Source organism: Methylotenera mobilis 13 (assembly GCF_000384255.1).
GTDB lineage: Bacteria > Pseudomonadota > Gammaproteobacteria > Burkholderiales > Methylophilaceae > Methylotenera > Methylotenera mobilis_B.
Window position 1 is genome coordinate 1,535,715 of the sequence record NZ_KB913035.1, and the last position, 19,495, is coordinate 1,555,209.

General features: G+C 40.7%; 18 protein-coding genes. 16 read left to right on the forward strand and 2 right to left on the reverse strand.

Features of this window, described 5'->3' with window-relative positions; genetic code table 11:
• Positions 1–21: 21 nt before the first annotated feature.
• Positions 22–2,643: a [protein-PII] uridylyltransferase gene (locus A391_RS0107280; RefSeq protein WP_019898394.1), complete on the reverse strand. Its 2,622-nt coding sequence runs from the start codon at positions 2,641–2,643 to the stop codon at positions 22–24.
• A 40-nt stretch (positions 2,644–2,683) separates the two neighbouring features.
• Complete coding sequence (gene map / locus A391_RS0107285; RefSeq protein ID WP_019898396.1) at positions 2,684–3,490, reverse strand: type I methionyl aminopeptidase; 807 nt, start codon at positions 3,488–3,490, stop codon at positions 2,684–2,686.
• A gap of 204 nt (positions 3,491–3,694) precedes the next feature.
• On the opposite strand from map, the gene A391_RS0107290 reads away from it, so the two are divergent.
• The 16 genes from A391_RS0107290 (at position 3,695) to rnhB (ending at position 19,492) form a co-directional block, all read left to right on the forward strand.
• Positions 3,695–4,531, forward strand: coding sequence for an HDOD domain-containing protein (locus A391_RS0107290; protein WP_019898399.1), 837 nt, complete (start codon positions 3,695–3,697; stop codon positions 4,529–4,531).
• Between the two features lie 198 nt (positions 4,532–4,729).
• Positions 4,730–5,467, forward strand: a complete 738-nt coding sequence (gene rpsB, locus A391_RS0107295; RefSeq protein WP_019898401.1) for a 30S ribosomal protein S2 — start codon at positions 4,730–4,732, stop codon at positions 5,465–5,467.
• A 127-nt stretch (positions 5,468–5,594) separates the two neighbouring features.
• On the forward strand, positions 5,595–6,470 hold the full coding sequence (gene tsf, locus A391_RS0107300; RefSeq protein WP_029144055.1) for a translation elongation factor Ts: 876 nt from the start codon (positions 5,595–5,597) through the stop codon (positions 6,468–6,470).
• 169 nt (positions 6,471–6,639) lie between these two features.
• The gene (pyrH, locus tag A391_RS0107305; RefSeq protein ID WP_019898403.1) at positions 6,640–7,356 is read left to right on the forward strand and encodes a UMP kinase; all 717 of its coding nucleotides are present in this window, start codon (positions 6,640–6,642) and stop codon (positions 7,354–7,356) included.
• A 144-nt stretch (positions 7,357–7,500) separates the two neighbouring features.
• Positions 7,501–8,058 (forward strand): ribosome recycling factor, encoded by a 558-nt coding sequence (frr, locus tag A391_RS0107310; RefSeq protein WP_019898404.1) that lies wholly within the window; start codon positions 7,501–7,503, stop codon positions 8,056–8,058.
• 71 nt (positions 8,059–8,129) lie between these two features.
• The gene (locus tag A391_RS0107315; RefSeq protein ID WP_019898405.1) at positions 8,130–8,888 is read left to right on the forward strand and encodes an isoprenyl transferase; all 759 of its coding nucleotides are present in this window, start codon (positions 8,130–8,132) and stop codon (positions 8,886–8,888) included.
• Between the two features lie 37 nt (positions 8,889–8,925).
• A complete protein-coding gene (locus tag A391_RS0107320; protein WP_019898406.1) occupies positions 8,926–9,747 on the forward strand; it encodes a phosphatidate cytidylyltransferase in 822 nt (273 codons plus the stop codon).
• Positions 9,740–10,981 carry a 1-deoxy-D-xylulose-5-phosphate reductoisomerase gene (ispC, locus tag A391_RS0107325; RefSeq protein WP_019898407.1) on the forward strand — a complete coding sequence of 414 codons (1,242 nt, stop codon included), beginning with the start codon at positions 9,740–9,742 and terminating at the stop codon, positions 10,979–10,981. Before A391_RS0107320 ends, ispC begins: the two co-directional genes overlap by 8 nt.
• Before the next feature lie 36 nt (positions 10,982–11,017).
• Entirely contained in the window at positions 11,018–12,385 is a 1,368-nt protein-coding gene (gene rseP / locus A391_RS0107330) for an RIP metalloprotease RseP (protein ID WP_019898408.1), read from the forward strand.
• Between the two features lie 4 nt (positions 12,386–12,389).
• The gene (gene bamA, locus A391_RS0107335) at positions 12,390–14,714 is read left to right on the forward strand and encodes an outer membrane protein assembly factor BamA (protein ID WP_019898409.1); all 2,325 of its coding nucleotides are present in this window, start codon (positions 12,390–12,392) and stop codon (positions 14,712–14,714) included.
• Positions 14,715–14,865: 151 nt separating this feature from the next.
• Positions 14,866–15,330, forward strand: coding sequence for an OmpH family outer membrane protein (locus tag A391_RS0107340; protein WP_157261388.1), 465 nt, complete (start codon positions 14,866–14,868; stop codon positions 15,328–15,330).
• 39 nt (positions 15,331–15,369) lie between these two features.
• Positions 15,370–16,404: a UDP-3-O-(3-hydroxymyristoyl)glucosamine N-acyltransferase gene (gene lpxD / locus A391_RS0107345; RefSeq protein ID WP_019898413.1), complete on the forward strand. Its 1,035-nt coding sequence runs from the start codon at positions 15,370–15,372 to the stop codon at positions 16,402–16,404.
• Positions 16,405–16,461: 57 nt separating this feature from the next.
• Positions 16,462–16,932, forward strand: a complete 471-nt coding sequence (gene fabZ / locus A391_RS0107350) for a 3-hydroxyacyl-ACP dehydratase FabZ (RefSeq protein ID WP_019898414.1) — start codon at positions 16,462–16,464, stop codon at positions 16,930–16,932.
• A 47-nt stretch (positions 16,933–16,979) separates the two neighbouring features.
• The gene (gene lpxA, locus A391_RS0107355; RefSeq protein WP_019898415.1) at positions 16,980–17,762 is read left to right on the forward strand and encodes an acyl-ACP--UDP-N-acetylglucosamine O-acyltransferase; all 783 of its coding nucleotides are present in this window, start codon (positions 16,980–16,982) and stop codon (positions 17,760–17,762) included.
• A 9-nt stretch (positions 17,763–17,771) separates the two neighbouring features.
• Entirely contained in the window at positions 17,772–18,905 is a 1,134-nt protein-coding gene (lpxB, locus tag A391_RS0107360) for a lipid-A-disaccharide synthase (RefSeq protein WP_019898416.1), read from the forward strand.
• Positions 18,902–19,492 (forward strand): ribonuclease HII, encoded by a 591-nt coding sequence (rnhB, locus tag A391_RS0107365; protein ID WP_019898417.1) that lies wholly within the window; start codon positions 18,902–18,904, stop codon positions 19,490–19,492. The genes lpxB and rnhB overlap by 4 nt, the downstream gene beginning before the upstream one ends.
• Positions 19,493–19,495: the final 3 nt, after the last annotated feature.

A 19,495-nucleotide genomic window follows, 5' to 3' on the forward strand; every position in this document is an offset into this window, starting at 1 on the left:
TGCTCATGCTTAGTGGTTGATTTAAAGCTCATCGAGCAAAGCCATCTGCAATGAATTAACATGATTAAAATCTAAGCACTCACCATTTTTAGCTGAAATTAAGAAAGTATCCTCGGCTCGACTGCCTAAAGTGTTTATTTTTGCGTTATGAAGCTTAATGTTGTGTTTCAGAAACTGCTGGGCTAGTGTGGCCAGGAGTCCAGGCCTATCGTTGGCAACAATATCGAGCTTATGGTTGCTGTTTTCAGCTTCTTTGGTGATTGTGATTTGTGCTTGAATCGGCATGTGCTTAACCTGGCGACTAACGCGTCCCTTGAGCGGAGACTCCAGTTGATATTGATCATCTAGTTGATTGGCAAGCTCCAACTCAATAAACTTCAATAATCCACTATAGCTCACAGACTTGCCCGACTGGTCTAATACAATAAAGCTATTTAATGCGTAACCATGTTTGGTTGTGAAGATTTTTGCTTCAACTATGCCATAGCCCATGCGGTCGAAAAAGTTGCATATTCTAGCAAATAAGTCATTCTTGTCCTGAATGTAAATCATCACTTGAATGCCGTCCCCATATGGGCTAAGCCTTGCACGTACGATAGGATTTTCACTGTATAAATGAGGTGTTAATAAACGGCTGTGCCAAGCTATTTCATCGCTCTCATGACGAACAAAATAGTGCTCCCCGAACTGTTCCCAAAGTTGCTCGTAAGTGTGATTACTTAAACCAAATCGACTCAGCTTTTCGGATGCTTCTTTAATTCGTCGTTGTATCGTTTGTTTTGCATGGAATGTAGGATGGGATAATGCGCGACTGGTGGCGGAATACAGGTTTTCTAATAACCTAGCTTTCCAAGCGTTCCACACGACTGGGCTTGTGCCGCGAATATCTGCAACAGTTAGCAAGTATAGTGCGTTTAATCTACGTTTGTTTTCAACAAAATCAGCAAATGACTCAATGACACTTGGATCTGATAGATCAGTCTTTTGTGCAATTGATGACATTTTCAGATGCGCCTCAACTAACCAAGAAACTAAGGCACAATCGGCTTTAGGTAAGTGATGTAATTTGCAAAAATTGAATGCATCTATAGTACCTAATGCTGAATGATCTCCGCCACGGCCCTTAGCGATGTCGTGAAATAATGCAGCTAAGTATAGCAAGTGTGGCGAGTCAAACTCTGCAAAAATTTGGCTACAAAGGGGAAACTCGTGTTTAAGTTCAGGCTTTGCAAATCGACGTAAGTTGGCCAAAACATTAAGAATGTGCTCATCTACGGTATAAACGTGAAATAAATCATGTTGCATTTGACCAACAATTTTCCCAAAAGCAGGGATGTAGCTACCTAATATACCGTATCGATTCATTGCGCGTAGCGCACGGTTGACACCACTAGGCTGTGACAATATCTCTATGAACGTTTTCTTGTTTAAAGCACTTTGTCTGAAGTCTTTGTTGACCAATGGTTTAACGCGTTGTAGGGTGCGTAACAATGTTGCACTCATCCCAGATAGCTCTGGGTGCTGCTGCAGCAATAAAAAGGCTTCAAAAATTGCAGAGGGGTCTTGTTGCAACATATTCGCCGACTTTGCTTCAAGTAAATCATTACGTGCTTCAAATTTATCATTGATCTTACGCACTGTCGGCGGTGAAGCAACAATAATCTCTTCAAGCAATTTCAGTACAATCTCATTCATGAGTTCAATAAACTTAACGCTTCTGTAATAGCTTTGCATGAGCTGTTCACTTGCTCGCCGGCGCTGAGTGTTTGTATAGCCTATGGTAGCTGCAAGATCGTTCTGAAAATCAAACAGTAACCGATCTTCGCGACGGCTACTTAAAAAGTGTAGATGACTGCGTAATAGCTGTAGTTTTTTCTCATGATGGCGAATGCGTCTTGCTTCTGTCACGGAGATGATTTGATCTTTTGCAAGCGACAGCCAAGGATTGCTGGGCGCTGCATACTGGTGATTCTTGACTTGTAAGCTGCGTGTTATCCAAATAATCATGTGCAAATCACGTAGACCGCCTGGACTTTCTTTGATATTTGGTTCTAAGTTATAAGCAGTGTCGTTGAATTTTGCGTGACGTAACTCTTGTTCTTTTAACTTGGCTTTTAGGAAGTCAATCGGGCTGATATTTTTCGCAATATTAAACAAGAAGTTTTGATACATCGTATTGTTGCCAGACAATAAGCGAGATTCAAGCACATTTGTTTGTACCGTAATATCTTTTTGAGCTTCGCTAATACACTCTTCAAGATTTCTGACGCTATGCCCAATGTTTAGTCCAAGATCCCACATGAGGCCGATGAGGTACTCAATACTTTTGTTTAATTGGCTGTTCTCTTGAGACTCTGTCGGTATTAAAACCAGTAGGTCAATGTCAGAGTAAGGGAAGAGCTCACCACGACCATACCCACCAACCGCAATAAGGCAACAGGCTGGTTCAATGTGCAAGTCTGACCACAGTTCTATGAGCAGATGGTCAATAAATTTACAGTGCTGTTTAAATAGACGAGTGGTGTTAGGGTGTTGTGCGAACTCTTCTTTTAATGCCAAGAATTGCTTTTTTAAAGTGGTACGTAAAAAAGCAATTCTATCTTTTGAAATTTCGATGGGTTCTAAAAGGTTATCTACTTGCATGATGCACCATCGTTAATTTAGAAGTTAGGCATTAAAAGCTTTATGAGTTGGTAATGAATGCTGGAGGAGGAGGTGAGCCCGCCGATAACGTCATCACTTCATAGCCTGTATCCGTTACTAAAATAGTGTGCTCCCATTGAGCTGATAAACTACGATCTTTAGTGACGATAGTCCAGCCGTCAGGCATTTGTTTGATATCGCGTTTTCCTGCATTAATCATAGGCTCAATCGTAAACATCATACCCGCTTGCAGCTTAAGTCCTGCACCAGGTCTTCCATAATGAAGTACTTGAGGTTCTTCATGAAACACTTTGCCGATACCGTGACCGCAAAATTCACGTACTACACTGTAACCACTTTTTTCAGCAAATGTTTGTATAGCAAACCCGATGTCACCTAAAGTCGCGCCTGGTTTAACTTTATTAATGCCTAACCACATTGCTTGATAGGTGATTTCACATAAGCGCTTTGCCTGTATTGAGGTTTCACCCACGTAAAACATGCGGCTAGTGTCACCGTGGTAGCCGTCTTTAATCACGGTAATGTCAATATTGACGATGTCGCCATTTTTTAGTGCTTTGTCACTAGGAACACCATGACAAATTTGCTGGTTAATGGAGGTACAAATAGACTTCGGGTAAGGTTTATGGCCGTCCGGCGCATAATTTAACGGTGCCGGAATCGCTTTTTGTATGTCTACAATATAGTCATGGCAAAGTTTATCAAGTGCATCTGTGGTAATGCCATGCACGACGTGAGGTGTAATGAAGTCCAGCACTTCTGAGGCTAGCTTGCCTGCGATGCGCATCTTTTCGATATCTTGTTGATTCTTAATTGAGATTGCCATGAGTTTTATTGAAAATTACTAATATGTCATTTTATCATAGCATATCGAATCTTAACTGTTGCGCTTGCAGCAATTTGAAAGAGATTGTTTGATCTTTTGTGGCGGCTGGCATAACAGTAAGACGATGTTACTTATATTTTATAAATATTGTTTCAGATTAAAAATGTAAGATGTAATATAGCTCAGTAAAAAGGAGGTTGGTACATGGCAGCGATACCTGTAGATTTAGCGGCAAGAGACTTAAGTGCATGGGTGAATTTTTTGAGAACTGCGGAGATACCAGTGCTTAAACAAACCGCTCGAGAAATTGGTCGCTTACAAGAAGATGAGGATAACCTTAGTGCACGTGCTATAACAAATGTAGTCCTTAACGACCCAATGATGGTTTTTAAAGTGTTGAGCTACGCACAAAAGCATAAGTCGCGCAGCCAGTTACAAGATCTTGCGCAAGTGGAGCAAGCTATCATGATGATGGGCACTGGTACCTTTTTTAGAAACATTCCACCAGTGCCGCTAGTGGAAGATGCACTTAAAGCTAATTTAACTGCGTTAATGCAGCTGCTTAAATTGATTAAACGAGCACACAGAGCTGCAAACTTTGCCGTTGAATGGGCTGCACATCTAAACGATTTACATGCAGAAGAGGTGCTTATCGCTGCATTGTTACATGACTTGTCCGAAATGCTGATGTGGTGTTATGTGCCTGAAAAGATGAATCTGATTCATGCCATGCAAGTTGCGGATAAGGCGCTGCGTAGCAAGGCTGTTCAGCAAGAAGTGTTGGGGTTTGTATTGCATGATTTGCAAGTCCAGTTGGTTGAAGTTTTTCAGTTGCCGCCATTACTCGGTAAGCTTATGCAAGATGGCGCTTCAGATGAACAGCGGGTTAAGAACGTTACACTTGCCGTGAATCTGGCAAGGCATTCAGCTAATGGTTGGAATGATGCAGCGTTACCAGACGATTATCGTGATATAGCAGAGTTGCTTCGCATTGATGTGGATAAAGTAATGCGTGTGGTTGGTGTGCCTGATGTACAATAAACCCTAAATAATATTCAATAAACCCTAGCGTGCTCAACTGCTTGGTGTTATTATCTCGCCTTTGCAATTTATGCAAAACATTTCCTATTGATTTAGTAAGTGACTAATTTACATACAGCCCACTCTAGGGTGCTCAGATTTAGTCTGGGTGTTTCTGGTGCTGTGTGAATTGATAACCCTTTAGAAGAGAGATTTAACATGTCTGTTACCATGCGTCAAATGCTGGAAGCTGGAGTTCACTTCGGCCATCAAACTCGTTACTGGAATCCAAAAATGGCACCGTTCATTTTCGGTGACCGCAACAAAATTCATATCGTAAACCTTGAAAAAACATTGCCAATGTTTGAAGATGCGCTAAAGCACGTGCGTACATTGGCTGCAAACAAGGGTCGTATTCTATTTGTGGGTACTAAACGCCAAGCACGCGACATTGTAAAAGAAGAAGCGACTCGTGCAGGTTGTGCTTACGTAAATCACCGTTGGTTAGGCGGTATGCTGACTAACTTCAAAACAGTTAAGCAATCTATCAAGCGCTTGCAAGACTTTGAAACTATGTTGCAAGATGGCAGCCTTGAAAAATTCGGTAAAAAAGAAGCTTTGGGCTACAAGCGTGAAGTTGAAAAACTTGAGCGTTCAATCGGTGGCATTAAGGAAATGGGCGGCTTGCCAGATGCAATTTTCATTATCGACGTTGGTCATGAAAGTGGTGCGATTACTGAGGCTGCTAAGTTAGGCATTCCAGTGATTGGTGTTGTAGATACAAACAACTCACCTGATGGCGTTGCTTATGTAATTCCAGGTAACGATGACTCTAGCCGTGCAATTCGTTTGTATGCACGCGGTATCGCTGATGCGGTATTGGAAGGTCGTAGCTCAGTAATTACTGAAATTGTTAAATCAGCTACTGAAGAAGTTGCTGAAACAGCTGCAGAATAATTAATTCTGTTTGAAAAAGGGGCTTTTAGCCCCTTTTTAATTTAATAATTTAAATATTAAAAATACAATTATATCAAACTGTTAAATTGCATTTTTAATGCAATTTATGAATATTAAGGAGCTTAAAATGGCTGAAATTACCGCAGGTATGGTAAAAGAATTACGTGAGCGCACAGATGCGCCGATGATGGACTGTAAAAAAGCATTAACTGAAGCTGAAGGCGATATGACACGTGCAGAAGAGATCTTGCGCGTACGTTTTGGTAACAAAGCAAGTAAAGCTGCTGGCCGTGTTGCTGCTGAAGGTACAGTTGGTATTAGCATTAGTGCTGATGGCAAAACAGGTGCGATGGTTGAAGTTAACTCTGAAACAGACTTTTGTGCTAAAAATGAAGACTTCTTGAAGTTTGTAAACGAGTTAGCTAGTGTTGTTGCTGCTAGCAATGCAGGCGATATCGCTGAAGTTGGTGCATTAGCAATGGCTGGTTCAACTGTTGAAGAAACACGTGCGCAATTGGTAGGTAAAATTGGTGAAAATATCACGCCGCGTCGCTTTGTTCGTCCAACAGTGCAAGGCAAGCTGACTAGTTACGTACATGGCAGCCGTATCGGTGTTTTAGTGGATATCGTTGGTGGTGATGATGCTTTGGCTAAAGATGTAGCAATGCATATTGCTGCAGCAAAGCCTAAATCATTAGATGCATCTGGTATTGATGCGAGTCTAATCGAAGCGGAGCGTCGTGTAGCAATTGAAAAAGCTAAAGAAGCTGGCAAGCCTGAAGCAATGTTGGAAAAAATTGCAGATGGTACAGTGCAAAAATTCTTAAAAGAAGTGACTTTGTTAAGCCAAGTTTTTGTTAAAGATGACAAAATGACGATTGAGCAATTGCTTAAATCAAAAGGTGCAACAATCGCTTCATTCACAATGTACACAGTTGGTGAAGGTATTGAGAAAGCAGTTGTTGACTACGCAGCAGAGGTTGCAGCAGCAGCTAAAGTGTAATTAACGATAAGGTTAAATACCTTACAAAATTAAAATGGATTAAGCGAATAGCTTAGTCCATTTTTTTTAGTAAAAATAAGCATCCAATTTGTGTCACTAGGGCTTAATTTTATGCCTAAGTGCGTTATTTTATGCTTAAATAAGCAAACTTAAAATTTGAGGAGTCCTCGTGTCTGTACCAGCTTACAAGCGCATTTTACTTAAACTTTCAGGTGAGGCATTAATGGGCGATGATGCTTATGGCATCAATCGTGCAACGATCACCAGAATTGTGAATGAAGTTAAAGAAGTAGTAGATTTAGGCGTGCAAGTTGCAGTGGTCATTGGTGGGGGAAACATCTTCCGCGGTGTAGCACCGGCAGCAGAGGGCATGGATAGGGCAACCGCCGACTACATGGGTATGTTAGCAACCGTAATGAATGCAATGGCTTTGCAAGATGCCATGAAAAATATTGGTTTAAATGCTCGTGTACAATCCGCATTAAGTATTGAGCAAGTTGCTGAGCCTTATATTCGTGGCAAGGCTATTCGCTATTTGGAAGAAGGGCGCGTAGTAATCTTTGGCGCAGGAACAGGTAATCCGTTCTTTACAACAGATACGGCTGCAGCTTTACGAGGCATGGAAATTAATGCAGAAATTGTAATCAAGGCTACAAAGGTTGATGGTGTATATACCGATGATCCTAAAACTAATCCAGAAGCAATGCGTTATAAAACGATTAGTTTTGATGAAGCAATTTCAAAAAATTTAAAAGTGATGGATGCGACTGCGTTGACGTTGTGTCGCGATCAAAAGCTGCCAATCTCTGTGTTCAGTATATTTAAGCAAGGCGCCTTGAAAAAAGTAGTAATGGGTGAGGATGAAGGAACAATGGTCTTACCATAGGCTTTGTTACATATAATTAGTACCAAATGTATGCTTTTGACAGCTTTGTCATGAAATTGATGTTAGTAAATTATTAGGGTGAAGTTGAAGTAAGGTTAATATATAAATCAGCTTTATTGTATGAAGGCTGTGTTGGAGAAATAAATGCTAGAAGATGTTAAAAAAAATGCTGAATTAAAAATGCAAAAATCATTAGAGTCTCTAAAAAATGATTTAGCTAAAGTTCGTACAGGTCGTGCTCATGTGGGCTTATTAGACCATGTCATGGTGGAGTATTACGGCTCAATGGTTGCTGTTAACCAAGTGGCAAACGTAAACCTGGGTGACTCACGTACTATTAATGTACAACCATATGAAAAAAATATGATTGCTAAAGTAGAAAAAGCAATTCGTGATAGTGATCTAGGTTTGAATCCAGCCACTAATGGTGATTTGATTCGCGTACCGATGCCGATGCTAACAGAAGAGCGTCGTCGTGATTTAACGAAAATCGTTCGTACAGAGGGAGAGGGCGCTAAAGTGGCTATTCGCAATGTTCGTCGTGACGCGAATGATGCGCTTAAGAAGTTAGTTAAAGATAAAGCAATTTCTGAGGATGACGAGCGTCGCGCACAAGATGAGGTTCAAAAAGCAACAGATAAAGCGGTCGCTGAAGTAGATAAAATGTTGCAAGTTAAAGAAACTGATTTAATGGCAGTTTAATGCTGTAAATGGTTAAGATAATGGCACATTTTCATTGTAATCTTTTTGTACGTTTAGCCTTGGGTCGCTAAGTGGCTTTGTTCTCAAGTGCAACACAAGGTGTGCCTCCGGTTGCTGAGGTACCCAAACATGTAGCCGTTATTATGGATGGTAATGGGCGCTGGGCAAGAAAACGCTTTTTACCTCGCATTGCTGGACATAAACGTGGCGTAGAAACTGTGCGCGATTTAGTGAAAAAGTGTATAGAAATTAAAGTGGAGTACCTCACTTTATTTGCCTTCAGCAGTGAGAACTGGCGGCGCCCCCCAGAAGAGGTTTCTTTCTTGATGGGCCTTTTTATGGAGGCGCTTAAACGTGAAGTCAGTAAGCTACACCAGAATAATATTAAGTTGATAATGATTGGTGATCGAAGTCGATTTGATGCTGGATTAATTGAAAAAATTGAATCATCTGAGCAGTTGACAGCCAATAATACTGGCTTGGTGTTAACGATAGCAGCTAATTACGGCGGGCGTTGGGATGTGCTTCAGGCAGTTAATAAGCTATATAGGGCAGAACCGGCTCTAGCTGGGAGCTATAACGAAGATCATATTACACCTTATTTATCGATGAGTTATGCACCAGAACCTGATTTATTTATTCGTACAGGTGGAGAAAAGCGAATTAGTAATTTTCTATTATGGCAACTGGCGTATACAGAGCTTTACTTTACCGATACGTTATGGCCAGACTTCAATGAGGCTGCTTTTAATTCAGCTATCCAATCTTATCAACAACGTGAGCGTCGCTTTGGACGCACTAGCGAGCAACTTTCAGAGCTTCCTCGTTAAAAGTTCTCCGAACTCCAATTAATAAAATGATATAAAAATGCTAAAAACTCGTGTGATTACCGCAATTTTGTTGGTTACAGGTCTATTGGTGACTGTATTTTTAGCATCCAAGCAGGTGTGGGCATTACTTACACTGGCTATTTCATTGCTTGCTGTTTCTGAATGGGCTAATTTAATCAGGCTTAGTCGTGTTCAGTCTTTTGGCTATATTGCGCTGGCTATCTTGGTTGGTGTTTTACTGATGCTACCGTTTCCCATATTAATAACATATCAGAATCTTGCTGTTTTAGTTTTGCTGATGCTTTCTGCGCTATTTTGGATATTTGTAGCACCCATATGGTTACATCAGCGGAAATCTTGTCAAAACACTTTCATGATGAGTCTTGTGGGTATTCTGCTGATTACAGCTACTTGGCTTGCATTGGTTGGTCTACGCGAAATTAATCCGTGGTTGTTACTTGCTGTGCTGGGTACAGTTAGTTTGGCTGACAGTGCTGCATATTTTGCAGGAAAGCGTTTTGGTCGTAATAAGCTGGCACCCAATATTAGCCCAGGCAAAACATGGGAGGGAGTGTTAGGCGCCCTAATTGCAGTCACTGTTTATGGAGGGTTTCTTTGTTTTTATCAACAACTGAATCTTTGGTTAATACCAGCATTGTGGTTGGTTGTTGGATTTAGCATCATGGGCGACTTGCTAGAGTCTTTAATGAAGCGCCAAGCTGGCCTAAAAGACAGTGGACAGTTGTTGCCCGGGCATGGTGGTGTTTTAGATAGAATTGATGGTTTCGTTCCAACATTGCCTATGGTTCTGCTATTTATTTATGGTTTACAATTTTCAGGATTAAATGTGCATGGTTAATGCATCCGCAGTTGATGGTAAGGGTGAAGACACTCAAGATGTGATACAGCAAGTAACTATACTTGGTGCAACTGGCACAATAGGCACACAAACTTTAGATGTGATTAGCCAGCATCGAGAGCGATTTAAGGTGTTTGCTTTAACAGCCAGTACAAATGTGAATGGCTTGTTTGAACTGTGCCTCATACATAAGCCTCGCTATGCCGTAATGCTGTCATCTGAAGCTGCTTCGGCGTTATCTAGCCAGTTAAAACAGGCTGGTTTAGCCACGGAAGTCCTTCAAGGAGAAGATGCACTCAGCGATGTTGCTTCGCATCAGGATGTTGATGTGGTTATGGCAGCCATTGTGGGTGCTGCAGGTTTACATCCAGCAATGGCAGCTGCGCGAGCGGGTAAACGTATTTTATTGGCAAACAAAGAAACGTTAGTGTTGGCTGGCAATTTATTCATGCAAGCAGTGATTGATGGTGGTGCGACTCTGTTGCCTATTGATAGTGAGCATAATGCAATATTTCAAGTGATGCCTCACCAACGCACGCGAATTTTAGCTGATATGGGAGTAAAGCGTATTTTACTCACAGCATCTGGTGGCCCATTTCGTAACGCAAGTATTGAGCAATTACATAACGTCACACGTGCCCAAGCGTTAAATCATCCAAATTGGGTGATGGGTCCAAAGATTACGATTGATTCTGCCACAATGATGAACAAGGGCTTAGAGGTGATTGAAGCCCATTGGTTATTTAACGCAAGTTCTGCCCAAATTGAGGTAGTTGTACATCCTCAAAGTGTCATACACTCGATGGTGGAATATAACGACGGAAGTGTACTCGCGCAGTTAGGTAATCCAGATATGCGTACACCAATTGCCTATGGGTTAGGCTACCCTCAAAGATTAACAAGCGGTGTAAGCAGTTTAGATTTGTTAAAAATAGGGCGCTTAGATTTTTGTGCGCCAGATCGTAAGATGTTTCCTTGTTTGCGTCTTGCATATGAAGCATTAGATGCAGGTGGAACAGCACCAGCTATTTTAAATGCCGCCAATGAAGTTGCTGTCGAGGCTTTCCTCGCTGATCAAATTGGATTTATGGATATTCCTGCTTTAATTGAATCCGTTTTAACGGCATCAAGTATTGAGGCTGTGACATCGATACCACAGTTGGTCGATGTCGACACGAGAGCAAGATTGTCTGCAAAGTCATGGCTCAAGTCTCTATCTATGGTGAATGAATGATATGACACTTTTTTTGACAACCATACACACACTTCCATGTTAACAGCGTTCGCTTTCATACTGACCCTTGGTATCGTCGTGACTGTTCATGAGTATGGACATTTCCAAGTCGCAAGATGGTGCGGTGTAAAAGTACTTAAATTCTCCATCGGCTTTGGACAGCCGCTTTGGCGTAAGAAGTTTGGTAAAGATCAAACCGAGTATGTGATTGCTGCAATTCCACTAGGTGGGTATGTAAAAATGCTGGGAGAAGACACCTCTTCTGACGAGCCTGATTTGAGTGATGAAGACATGTCACGTGCTCTGAACAGGCAAAGTGTAGGAAAGCGGATTGCCATCGTGTTAGCTGGTCCACTTGCAAACCTTCTGCTTGCGATTTTTCTGTACTGGATTTTATTCATGACTGGTGTTGTGGGTATCAAGCCAATTGTAGGTAAGTTTGTTGAGAATAGCCCAGTTGCTATGTTGAATATCACTTCAGGTGAGATCATCCAAGAGGTTGGTAATCAAAGCGTCAGTAGTTGGCAAGATGTTCGTTGGGTGTTGTTGAAAGAAACGTTAAAAAAATCAGATGTTGCAATACAAACCGTGACTCCTCAGCTTGAGATTAAGTCTTATCAACTAAATGTAACCAAAGTTGACTTTGATGACGAGAAACTGGATATTTTAGAAAAAATCGGCTTTATTATTGATATGCCTAAAATTGCGCCTAAAATTGGCGAGGTAATTAAAGGTAGTCCTGCAGAGCAGGCTGGTTTAAAAGCAAATGATATCGTGCTCGAACTCAATCAAACCAAAGTAAGTGATTGGGATGCATTCGTAAAAGAAATCAAATCCCACCCTGAAGTAGCAGTGACATTGTTAGTTAAACGAGGCACTCAGTTAGTTAATCTGAGCATTACGCCAGAAGCTATTATTGAGAAAGATAAGAAAATAGGTCGTATTGGTGCTGGATTTAGTATGCAACAAAGTGAGCTAGACAAGTTTTTTACTACAACACACTATTCTGTTGCGGGCGCATTCTTAAAAGCAGTAGGGAAAACTTGGGATACTGCAACGTTTAGTTTAAAAATGCTGGGAAATATGGTGCTGGGTAATGTTTCATGGAAAGGTATGAGTGGGCCTGTTACTATCGCTAACTATGCTGGACAAAGCGCTAATATGGGTTTAAAAGTCTTTATTGGATTTCTGGCGCTAATCAGTATTAGTATCGGTGTGCTGAATCTCTTACCAATTCCCGTATTAGATGGCGGGCATTTGATGTATTATATGTTTGAATTTTTTACAGGCCGTCCTGTACCGGAAGCGGCAATGAATGTAGGGCAAAGAATAGGCGTTTTTTTACTTGCATGTATGATGGTTTTAGCGCTTTATAATGACATAAACAGATTGATAACAGGCTGATTGAATGGCAATTCAAAATTTGAAACACCCAAAACAAAAACTTAAGTCCATGTTGTTACTTGTATCTAGCTTATATGCTGGATCAGTGATGGCACTTGAACCATTTCAAGTGAAAGACATTCGTGTAGAAGGTATTCAGAGAACTGAAGCAGGCACAGTTTTTAGCCACCTACCTGTTAAAGTTGGTGAGATCATGGATGATGATCTTGCTTCGCAAGCCATTAAGTCTTTATACAATACCGGCTTCTTCAAGGATGTGCGAATTGAAGCTGAAAATGATGTGCTGATCGTTACTGTGCAGGAGCGCGCTGCGATTGCGCAAATTGACTTCAGTGGTAACAAATCATTCCCTACTGATAAAATGAAAGAGGGTTTGAAGCAGGTTGGCATCTCAGAAAGTCAAATTTTCGATAAATCACAGTTAGATCGTGCAGAGCAAGAAATCAAACGTCAATATCTGTCACAAGGCAAATACGGTGCTTCTGTGAAAACAGTTGTCACGCCGCTTGAGCGTAATCGTGTTGCAGTCAGGTTTGATATCGAAGAGGGTGCTGTCTCAAAGATTCGTGATATTAATATCGTTGGTAATAAAGCGTATTCAATAGAGGATCTTCGTGCACAATTTCTACTGACTACGCCTAACTGGATGAGTTGGTGGAACAAAGATGACCAATATTCAAAGCAAAAATTAAATGCAGATATAGAAACCTTACGTTCTTTTTACATGAACAAAGGATACCTTGAGTTTAATGTTGACTCGACGCAAGTATCAATTACGCCAGATAAAAAAGATATCTACATTACAATTAACATTACTGAAGGTGAGAAGTACACCATTTCAGAGGTGAAATTAGCAGGTGAGACTTTGGTGCCCGAAGATGAATTGCGCCAATTGATACAGGTGCAAGCTGGTGACACTTTCAGCCGTGAAAAAGTAACTCAAACAAGCAAGGCGATTAGTGACCGATTGAGTAACGATGGTTATGCATTCTCTAATGTCAATCCAGTCCCAGAAATTAATAAAGAGAAACATACTGCAGCTTTTACTTTTTTTGTAGACCCAGGTAAGCGCGTCTATGTACGACGTATTAATGTCGTCGGTAATACACGTACCCGTGATGAAGTAATTCGCCGTGAAGTACGTCAATTAGAGTCTGCTTGGTATGCCTCTAATAAAATCGACCGTTCAAAAGAACGTATTGTGCGTACTGACTTTTTCTCAGATGTGAATGTGGAAACGCCAGCAGTACCAGGCACTGCAGATCAGGTTGATTTGAATATCAGTGTGACAGAAAAATCGACAGGTAGTGTGCAGTTTGGTGCGGGCTTATCTAGTAATGAGGGGGTTGTTTTCGGTATCACCGTGAACCAAAATAACTTTTTGGGAACGGGTAATCGTGTCAGTGCGCAAGTGAACACTGGTAAAGTAAATACAACTTATTCACTTTCTTATACTGATCCATATTTCACTCCAGATGGTGTTAGTCGTGGGATTGATGTGTATCGCCGTGATGTTAATACAAGCTCTCTTAATATTGGTACTTACAACACATCATCTTATGGTGGTGGCGTAAGGTTCGGTATTCCTTTAAACGAAAGAGACGGCCTCAATTTTGGCCTTTCAGCTGACTTTACCTCTGTTGATTTGACTGATGAGAGTCCGCAGCAATATAAAGACTTTTGTGAAAAAGCAAGTGGTTGTACTAGTAACTCTCTAGTAACTACGGCTGGATGGACGCATGACTCACGTGACAGTATTATGTTTACGACTAAAGGTGTCTTGCAAAGATTATCAGGTGAGCTTGCGCTTCCAGTGCTTGATTTAGAGTACTATAAAATAGACTACAAGCACGCATGGTTTAAAGAGTTGTTCACAGGTTACACCTTAATGTTAAATGGTGAAATTGGTTATGCTGATTCTTACGGCGACCGTAAATACCCATTCTTTAAAAACTTTTATATGGGTGGTGTGAATACAGTAAGAGGCTATGATAATGGTTCTTTAGGGCCTAGAAGTATTGATGCTGTGACTGGTAATGATTTTGCATTAGGAGGTACTAAGCGCCTGCTGGGTAATGCAGAGTTGTATATTCCAATTCCTGGATTGAAAGAGTCTAAACAATTTAGACTAAGTGCATTTCTTGATGCAGGTAATGTGTTTGGAACAGATGCTTCTTACGACTTTGGTGAATTGCGTTACTCAACAGGTGTTGGTTTGAGCTGGATATCACCGTTTGGCCCTTTAAAGTTAGTCTTTGCTAAACCATTAAATAGCAAGACTGGTGATGATACACAAGCGATTCAGTTTCAGTTAGGTCAACAGTTCTAAAAAGTCCTTTATAAGACAATCCTCTCGAAATATAGTGCTGGTCACTTATTTGATTGGGTGTCTTATGGCATAATGATGCAAATATTCGCTGTACAGGGTTAGGAGAAATTAAGTGAGTCATTTTTTTAAAAGTATATTAGTTGCAAGTTTGATGACATTTGCAATGAGCGCTCAATCAGCAGACTTGAAAGTTGGTTACGTACAAGTAGATAAAATTTTACAAGATGCACCACAAACTGCTGAGAGTGGAAAAAAATTAGAAAAAGAATTTAGCCCACGCTCACAAGAGCTTGATCGTATGGCTAAACAAATTAAAGATTTGGAAACAATCTTAGATAAAGAAGGACTTACGCTTTCAGAGTCTGAGCGTCGCACAAAAGAACGTGATGCGCAAAATATTAAGATTGAGTTTCAACGTAAACAACGTGAATTGCGTGAAGATATAAACTTACGTAAGAATGAAGAGTTAGGATCTTTGCAAGATCGTATTAACAAAGCTGTTCAATCAGTGTCTGAAGCTGAGGGTTACGACTTAGTGGTGTACAGTGGCGTTGCTTACGCGAGCAAGAAAATTGACATTACAGACAAAGTATTAAAAATGTTAGGTAAGAAATAAGTAGTTTGTTTGATAACGTTACATTCTTCGAGTTAAAGCATGAGTCATGAATACTCACTTAACGATATCGTCAGTGCGCTAGGTGGTCATATAGTAGGTGATGGCAATGTGTTAATCAATAGAGTATCTTCTATTGCAAATGCCAAAGCAGGATCCATTAGTTTCTTTAATGATAGCAAGTATCAAAAAGCGCTAGTTGCAAGTGAGGCTAGTGCTTTTATTATGCGTGATGCGCACGTTAACTTAAGTGCGCGGCCTAAGATCATTGTAGATAATCCGTATGCATATTTTGCAAAACTGTCTGCTTTTCTGAATCCGCTAGCAGACATCTCTCAGGGAACACATGAAACTGCGGTCATTCATCCAACTGCTCACATTCCTGACACATGCAGTATAGGACCGATGGTTGTGATTGGTGAGAATGTTACTCTTGGAGAACATGTCGTCATCACTAGTGGTTGCGTGATCGAAAACGATGTATCCATAGCAAGTGGTACACGATTAGAGCCTAATGTTGTGATCAAACACCATTGTGAAATTGGCGAAAACTGCCATTTGTTTTCAGGTGTAGTGATTGGTTCAGATGGCTTTGGTTATGCTGAAGAGTCTGGAGTATGGCTTAAAATTCCGCAAGTTGGGCGTGTCATTATTCAAGCTAATGTAGATATTGGCGCAAACACTACAGTTGATCGTGGCGCTATTGATGACACAATTCTCGAAGAGGGTGTAAAGCTCGACAACTTAATTCAAATAGGACATAACTGTGTAATAGGTGCGCATACAGTCATTGCTGGCTGTGTTGGTGTGGCAGGTAGCGCGCGTATTGGTAAGCACTGCAAGATAGGTGGCGCTGCAATGATACTAGGGCATTTAGAAGTAGCGGATCATGTCACGATTTCACCTGGCAGTATGATTACTCGCTCTTTGCCTGTAGCTGATACATACACTGCATTAATGCCTTTTCAGACACATAAAGCATGGTTAAGTACGGCGGCTAGAATTCGCCATCTAGATGATTTTGCAGATAGAATTAAACAGCTTGAACATGAGATTGCCTTGCTAAAAGCAAAGTAGTTGAATCACACAAAGATTAACAATAGAACTCTTTAAAAGAAGCAAATCGAGATTAATATGACTAATAATGCAACCTCTACTAGCAGTATGGATATTCACGAAATTTTAGAGCACTTGCCACATCGTTATCCATTCGTATTGGTTGATAGAGTGTTATCAATAGAGTTAGGTAAAGAAATAACAGCGATTAAAAACGTCAGCGTGAATGAACCTTACTTCCCTGGACACTTTCCTTATCATCCAGTCATGCCTGGTGTTTTGATTATTGAAGCAATGGCGCAAGCTGCTGCAATATTGTCTTTTAAAACAATGGATACTAAACCTACAGATGATTCCGTGTATTATTTTGCAGGTATTGATAGTGCCCGCTTTAAAAAACCAGTCTCTCCTGGGGATCAAATTGTACTGAATGTTAAAATTGATCGAATCCTTAAAGGTATTTGGAAATACTCAGGTGTTGCCACTGTAGATGGAACTGTTGTCGCTGAAGCGCAAATGATGTGCATATTAAAAGCAATTGAAAAATAAGTAATTTGTCAGCGTCGTACCACGCATAAAGAATAAGTGAAGTTAAAATGCATAATGCAAAAATTCATCCAACAGCACTCATCGATCCTTCAGCAGAGCTTGACTCTAGCGTTGAAGTAGGTGCATTTTCTGTGATTGGGCCGCATGTAAAAATTGATGCTGGTACGAGAGTCGCTAGCCATGTTGCAATTAATGGCCCTACAACTATTGGTAAAAATAACCAAATTTTTCAGTTCTCATCTTTGGGTGAGGCACCTCAGGATAAAAAGTACAAAGGTGAGCCGACTTTATTAGAAATTGGTGACAACAATACTATTCGCGAATTTTGTACTTTTAATCGTGGCACTGTCCAAGATAAAGGTACAACAAAAGTTGGTAACGACAACTGGATTATGGCTTATGTGCACATTGCGCATGATTGCCAAGTTGGTAATCATACAATTTTAGCAAATAACTCATCTCTAGCTGGTCATGTTGATATGTATGACTATGCAATATTAGGTGGCTTCACGTTGGTACATCAATTTTGTAAAATTGGTTCCCATGTAATTACCGCGGTAGGCTCTGTTGTTTTTAAAGACATTCCGCCCTATGTGACAGCCGCTGGATATGATGCTAAACCCCATGGAATTAACTCTGAAGGACTGAAGCGTCGTGGCTTTTCACCTGAAAGTATTTTACAGATTAAGCGTGCCTATAAAACACTCTATCGTAAAGGCTTAACTTTAGAAGAGTCTAAAGTCGAATTAGAAGCTATGTTATCAAAAACACCTGAAATCGGACTTTTGACTGATTTTCTAAATGTATCTACTCGCGGTATTGTCCGTTAATCACACGCTATGGTCAGAATTGGTATCGTGGCTGGAGAAGCCTCAGGTGATTTACTCGGTAGTCACTTAATACAAGCGCTTAAGCAAAAGCGTCCAGATATTGAGTTTGTTGGGGTTGCTGGGCCGAAAATGATTAGCGAAGGGGCTAAATCACTTTTCCCAATAGAGCGGCTGTCTGTACGCGGATATCTTGAGGTGATTAAGCACTTATGGGGGTTACTAAAACTACGTAGAGAGTTGCTGAATCACTTTTTAAGTAATCCTCCAGATCTGTTTATTGGCATCGATGCACCAGACTTTAATTTTTGGTTAGAAAAGAAACTTAAGAGTAAAGGTATTAAAACGATTCATTATGTGAGTCCATCTATTTGGGCATGGCGTAAGAATCGGATCAAAAAGATTAAAAAAGCAGTCACCCAAGTTTTGGCGCTGTTTCCTTTTGAGCCAGCTTTATATAAAGAAAAAGGCGTTCCTGTCGCTTATGTTGGGCATCCATTAGCTGATATGCTACCGATGGAACCTGATGTCGCTGGCGCACGTGAAATCTTAAAAATAGAAACGTCTTCCTTAGTTGTAGCCATGTTGCCGGGCAGTCGACAAAGTGAGGTTGAGCAACATGCGGATTTATTTGTACAAACAGCTAAAAATATTTTCGCACAACAACCTAACGCTATATTTTTAGTACCATTAATTACACGCGAAACACGTCGTATTTTTGAGTTAGCTATATTTAATGAGCCAGAACAACTGCCTATTCAACTATTGTTTGGTCATGCACATGATGCAATGGAGGCTGCAAATGTAGTGATTGTTGCATCTGGAACCGCTACGCTAGAGGCCGCATTACTTAAAAAGCCAATGGTTATTACATACCGAATGTCTAATCTGAGTTGGCAGCTACTCAAACGCATGCGCTTGCAACCATATGTAGGTTTGCCAAACATTTTGGCAGAAAAATTTGTGGTTCCAGAGTTATTACAAGACGATGCAACTCCCGAAAAACTTGCCCAAGCTACGCTTGATCTTATCAATAACAAAGAAATTCTGGCTGAGATAAAAAAAGAGTTTACTAATATTCACTTTCAATTGAAGCAAAATACAGCAGAAAAAGCAGCAATTGCTATACTCTCCCATTTGAAATGAATCAAAATCAGTTAATCTGTGGCGTAGATGAAGCTGGGCGAGGCCCATTGGCTGGTGCTGTTTATGCTGCGGCAGTGATACTTAATCCAGAAAAATCTATTATGGGTTTGGCTGACTCTAAAAAACTCAGTGAAAAAAGACGCGACGCATTAGCGCTTGAAATTAAAGAACATGCTTTTGCATGGGCGATTGCGTACAGCACTGTCGAGGAAATTGACGAGCTTAATATTTTGCAGGCTAGCTTACTCGCGATGAAGCGTGCGGTTGAGTCTGTTCAAGCAAGCTTGGTTGAGATTGCCCCATTAAACTTACTTGTACAGGTGGATGGTAACCAACGGCCAAAAATTAGTTTACCATGTGAAGCCATAGTTAAAGGCGATAGTAAAGTACAAGCGATATCTGCCGCATCTATTTTAGCCAAAACAGCGCGTGATGCTGCCTTGTATGATCTTGATCGGCAATATCCAATGTATGGATTTGCACAGCATAAAGGCTATCCGACGGCTGCACACATTGCACTATTACGTCAGCATGGTGTTTCACCAGTGCACAGGCGTAGCTATGCGCCTGTTAAAGCATTAATTTAAACA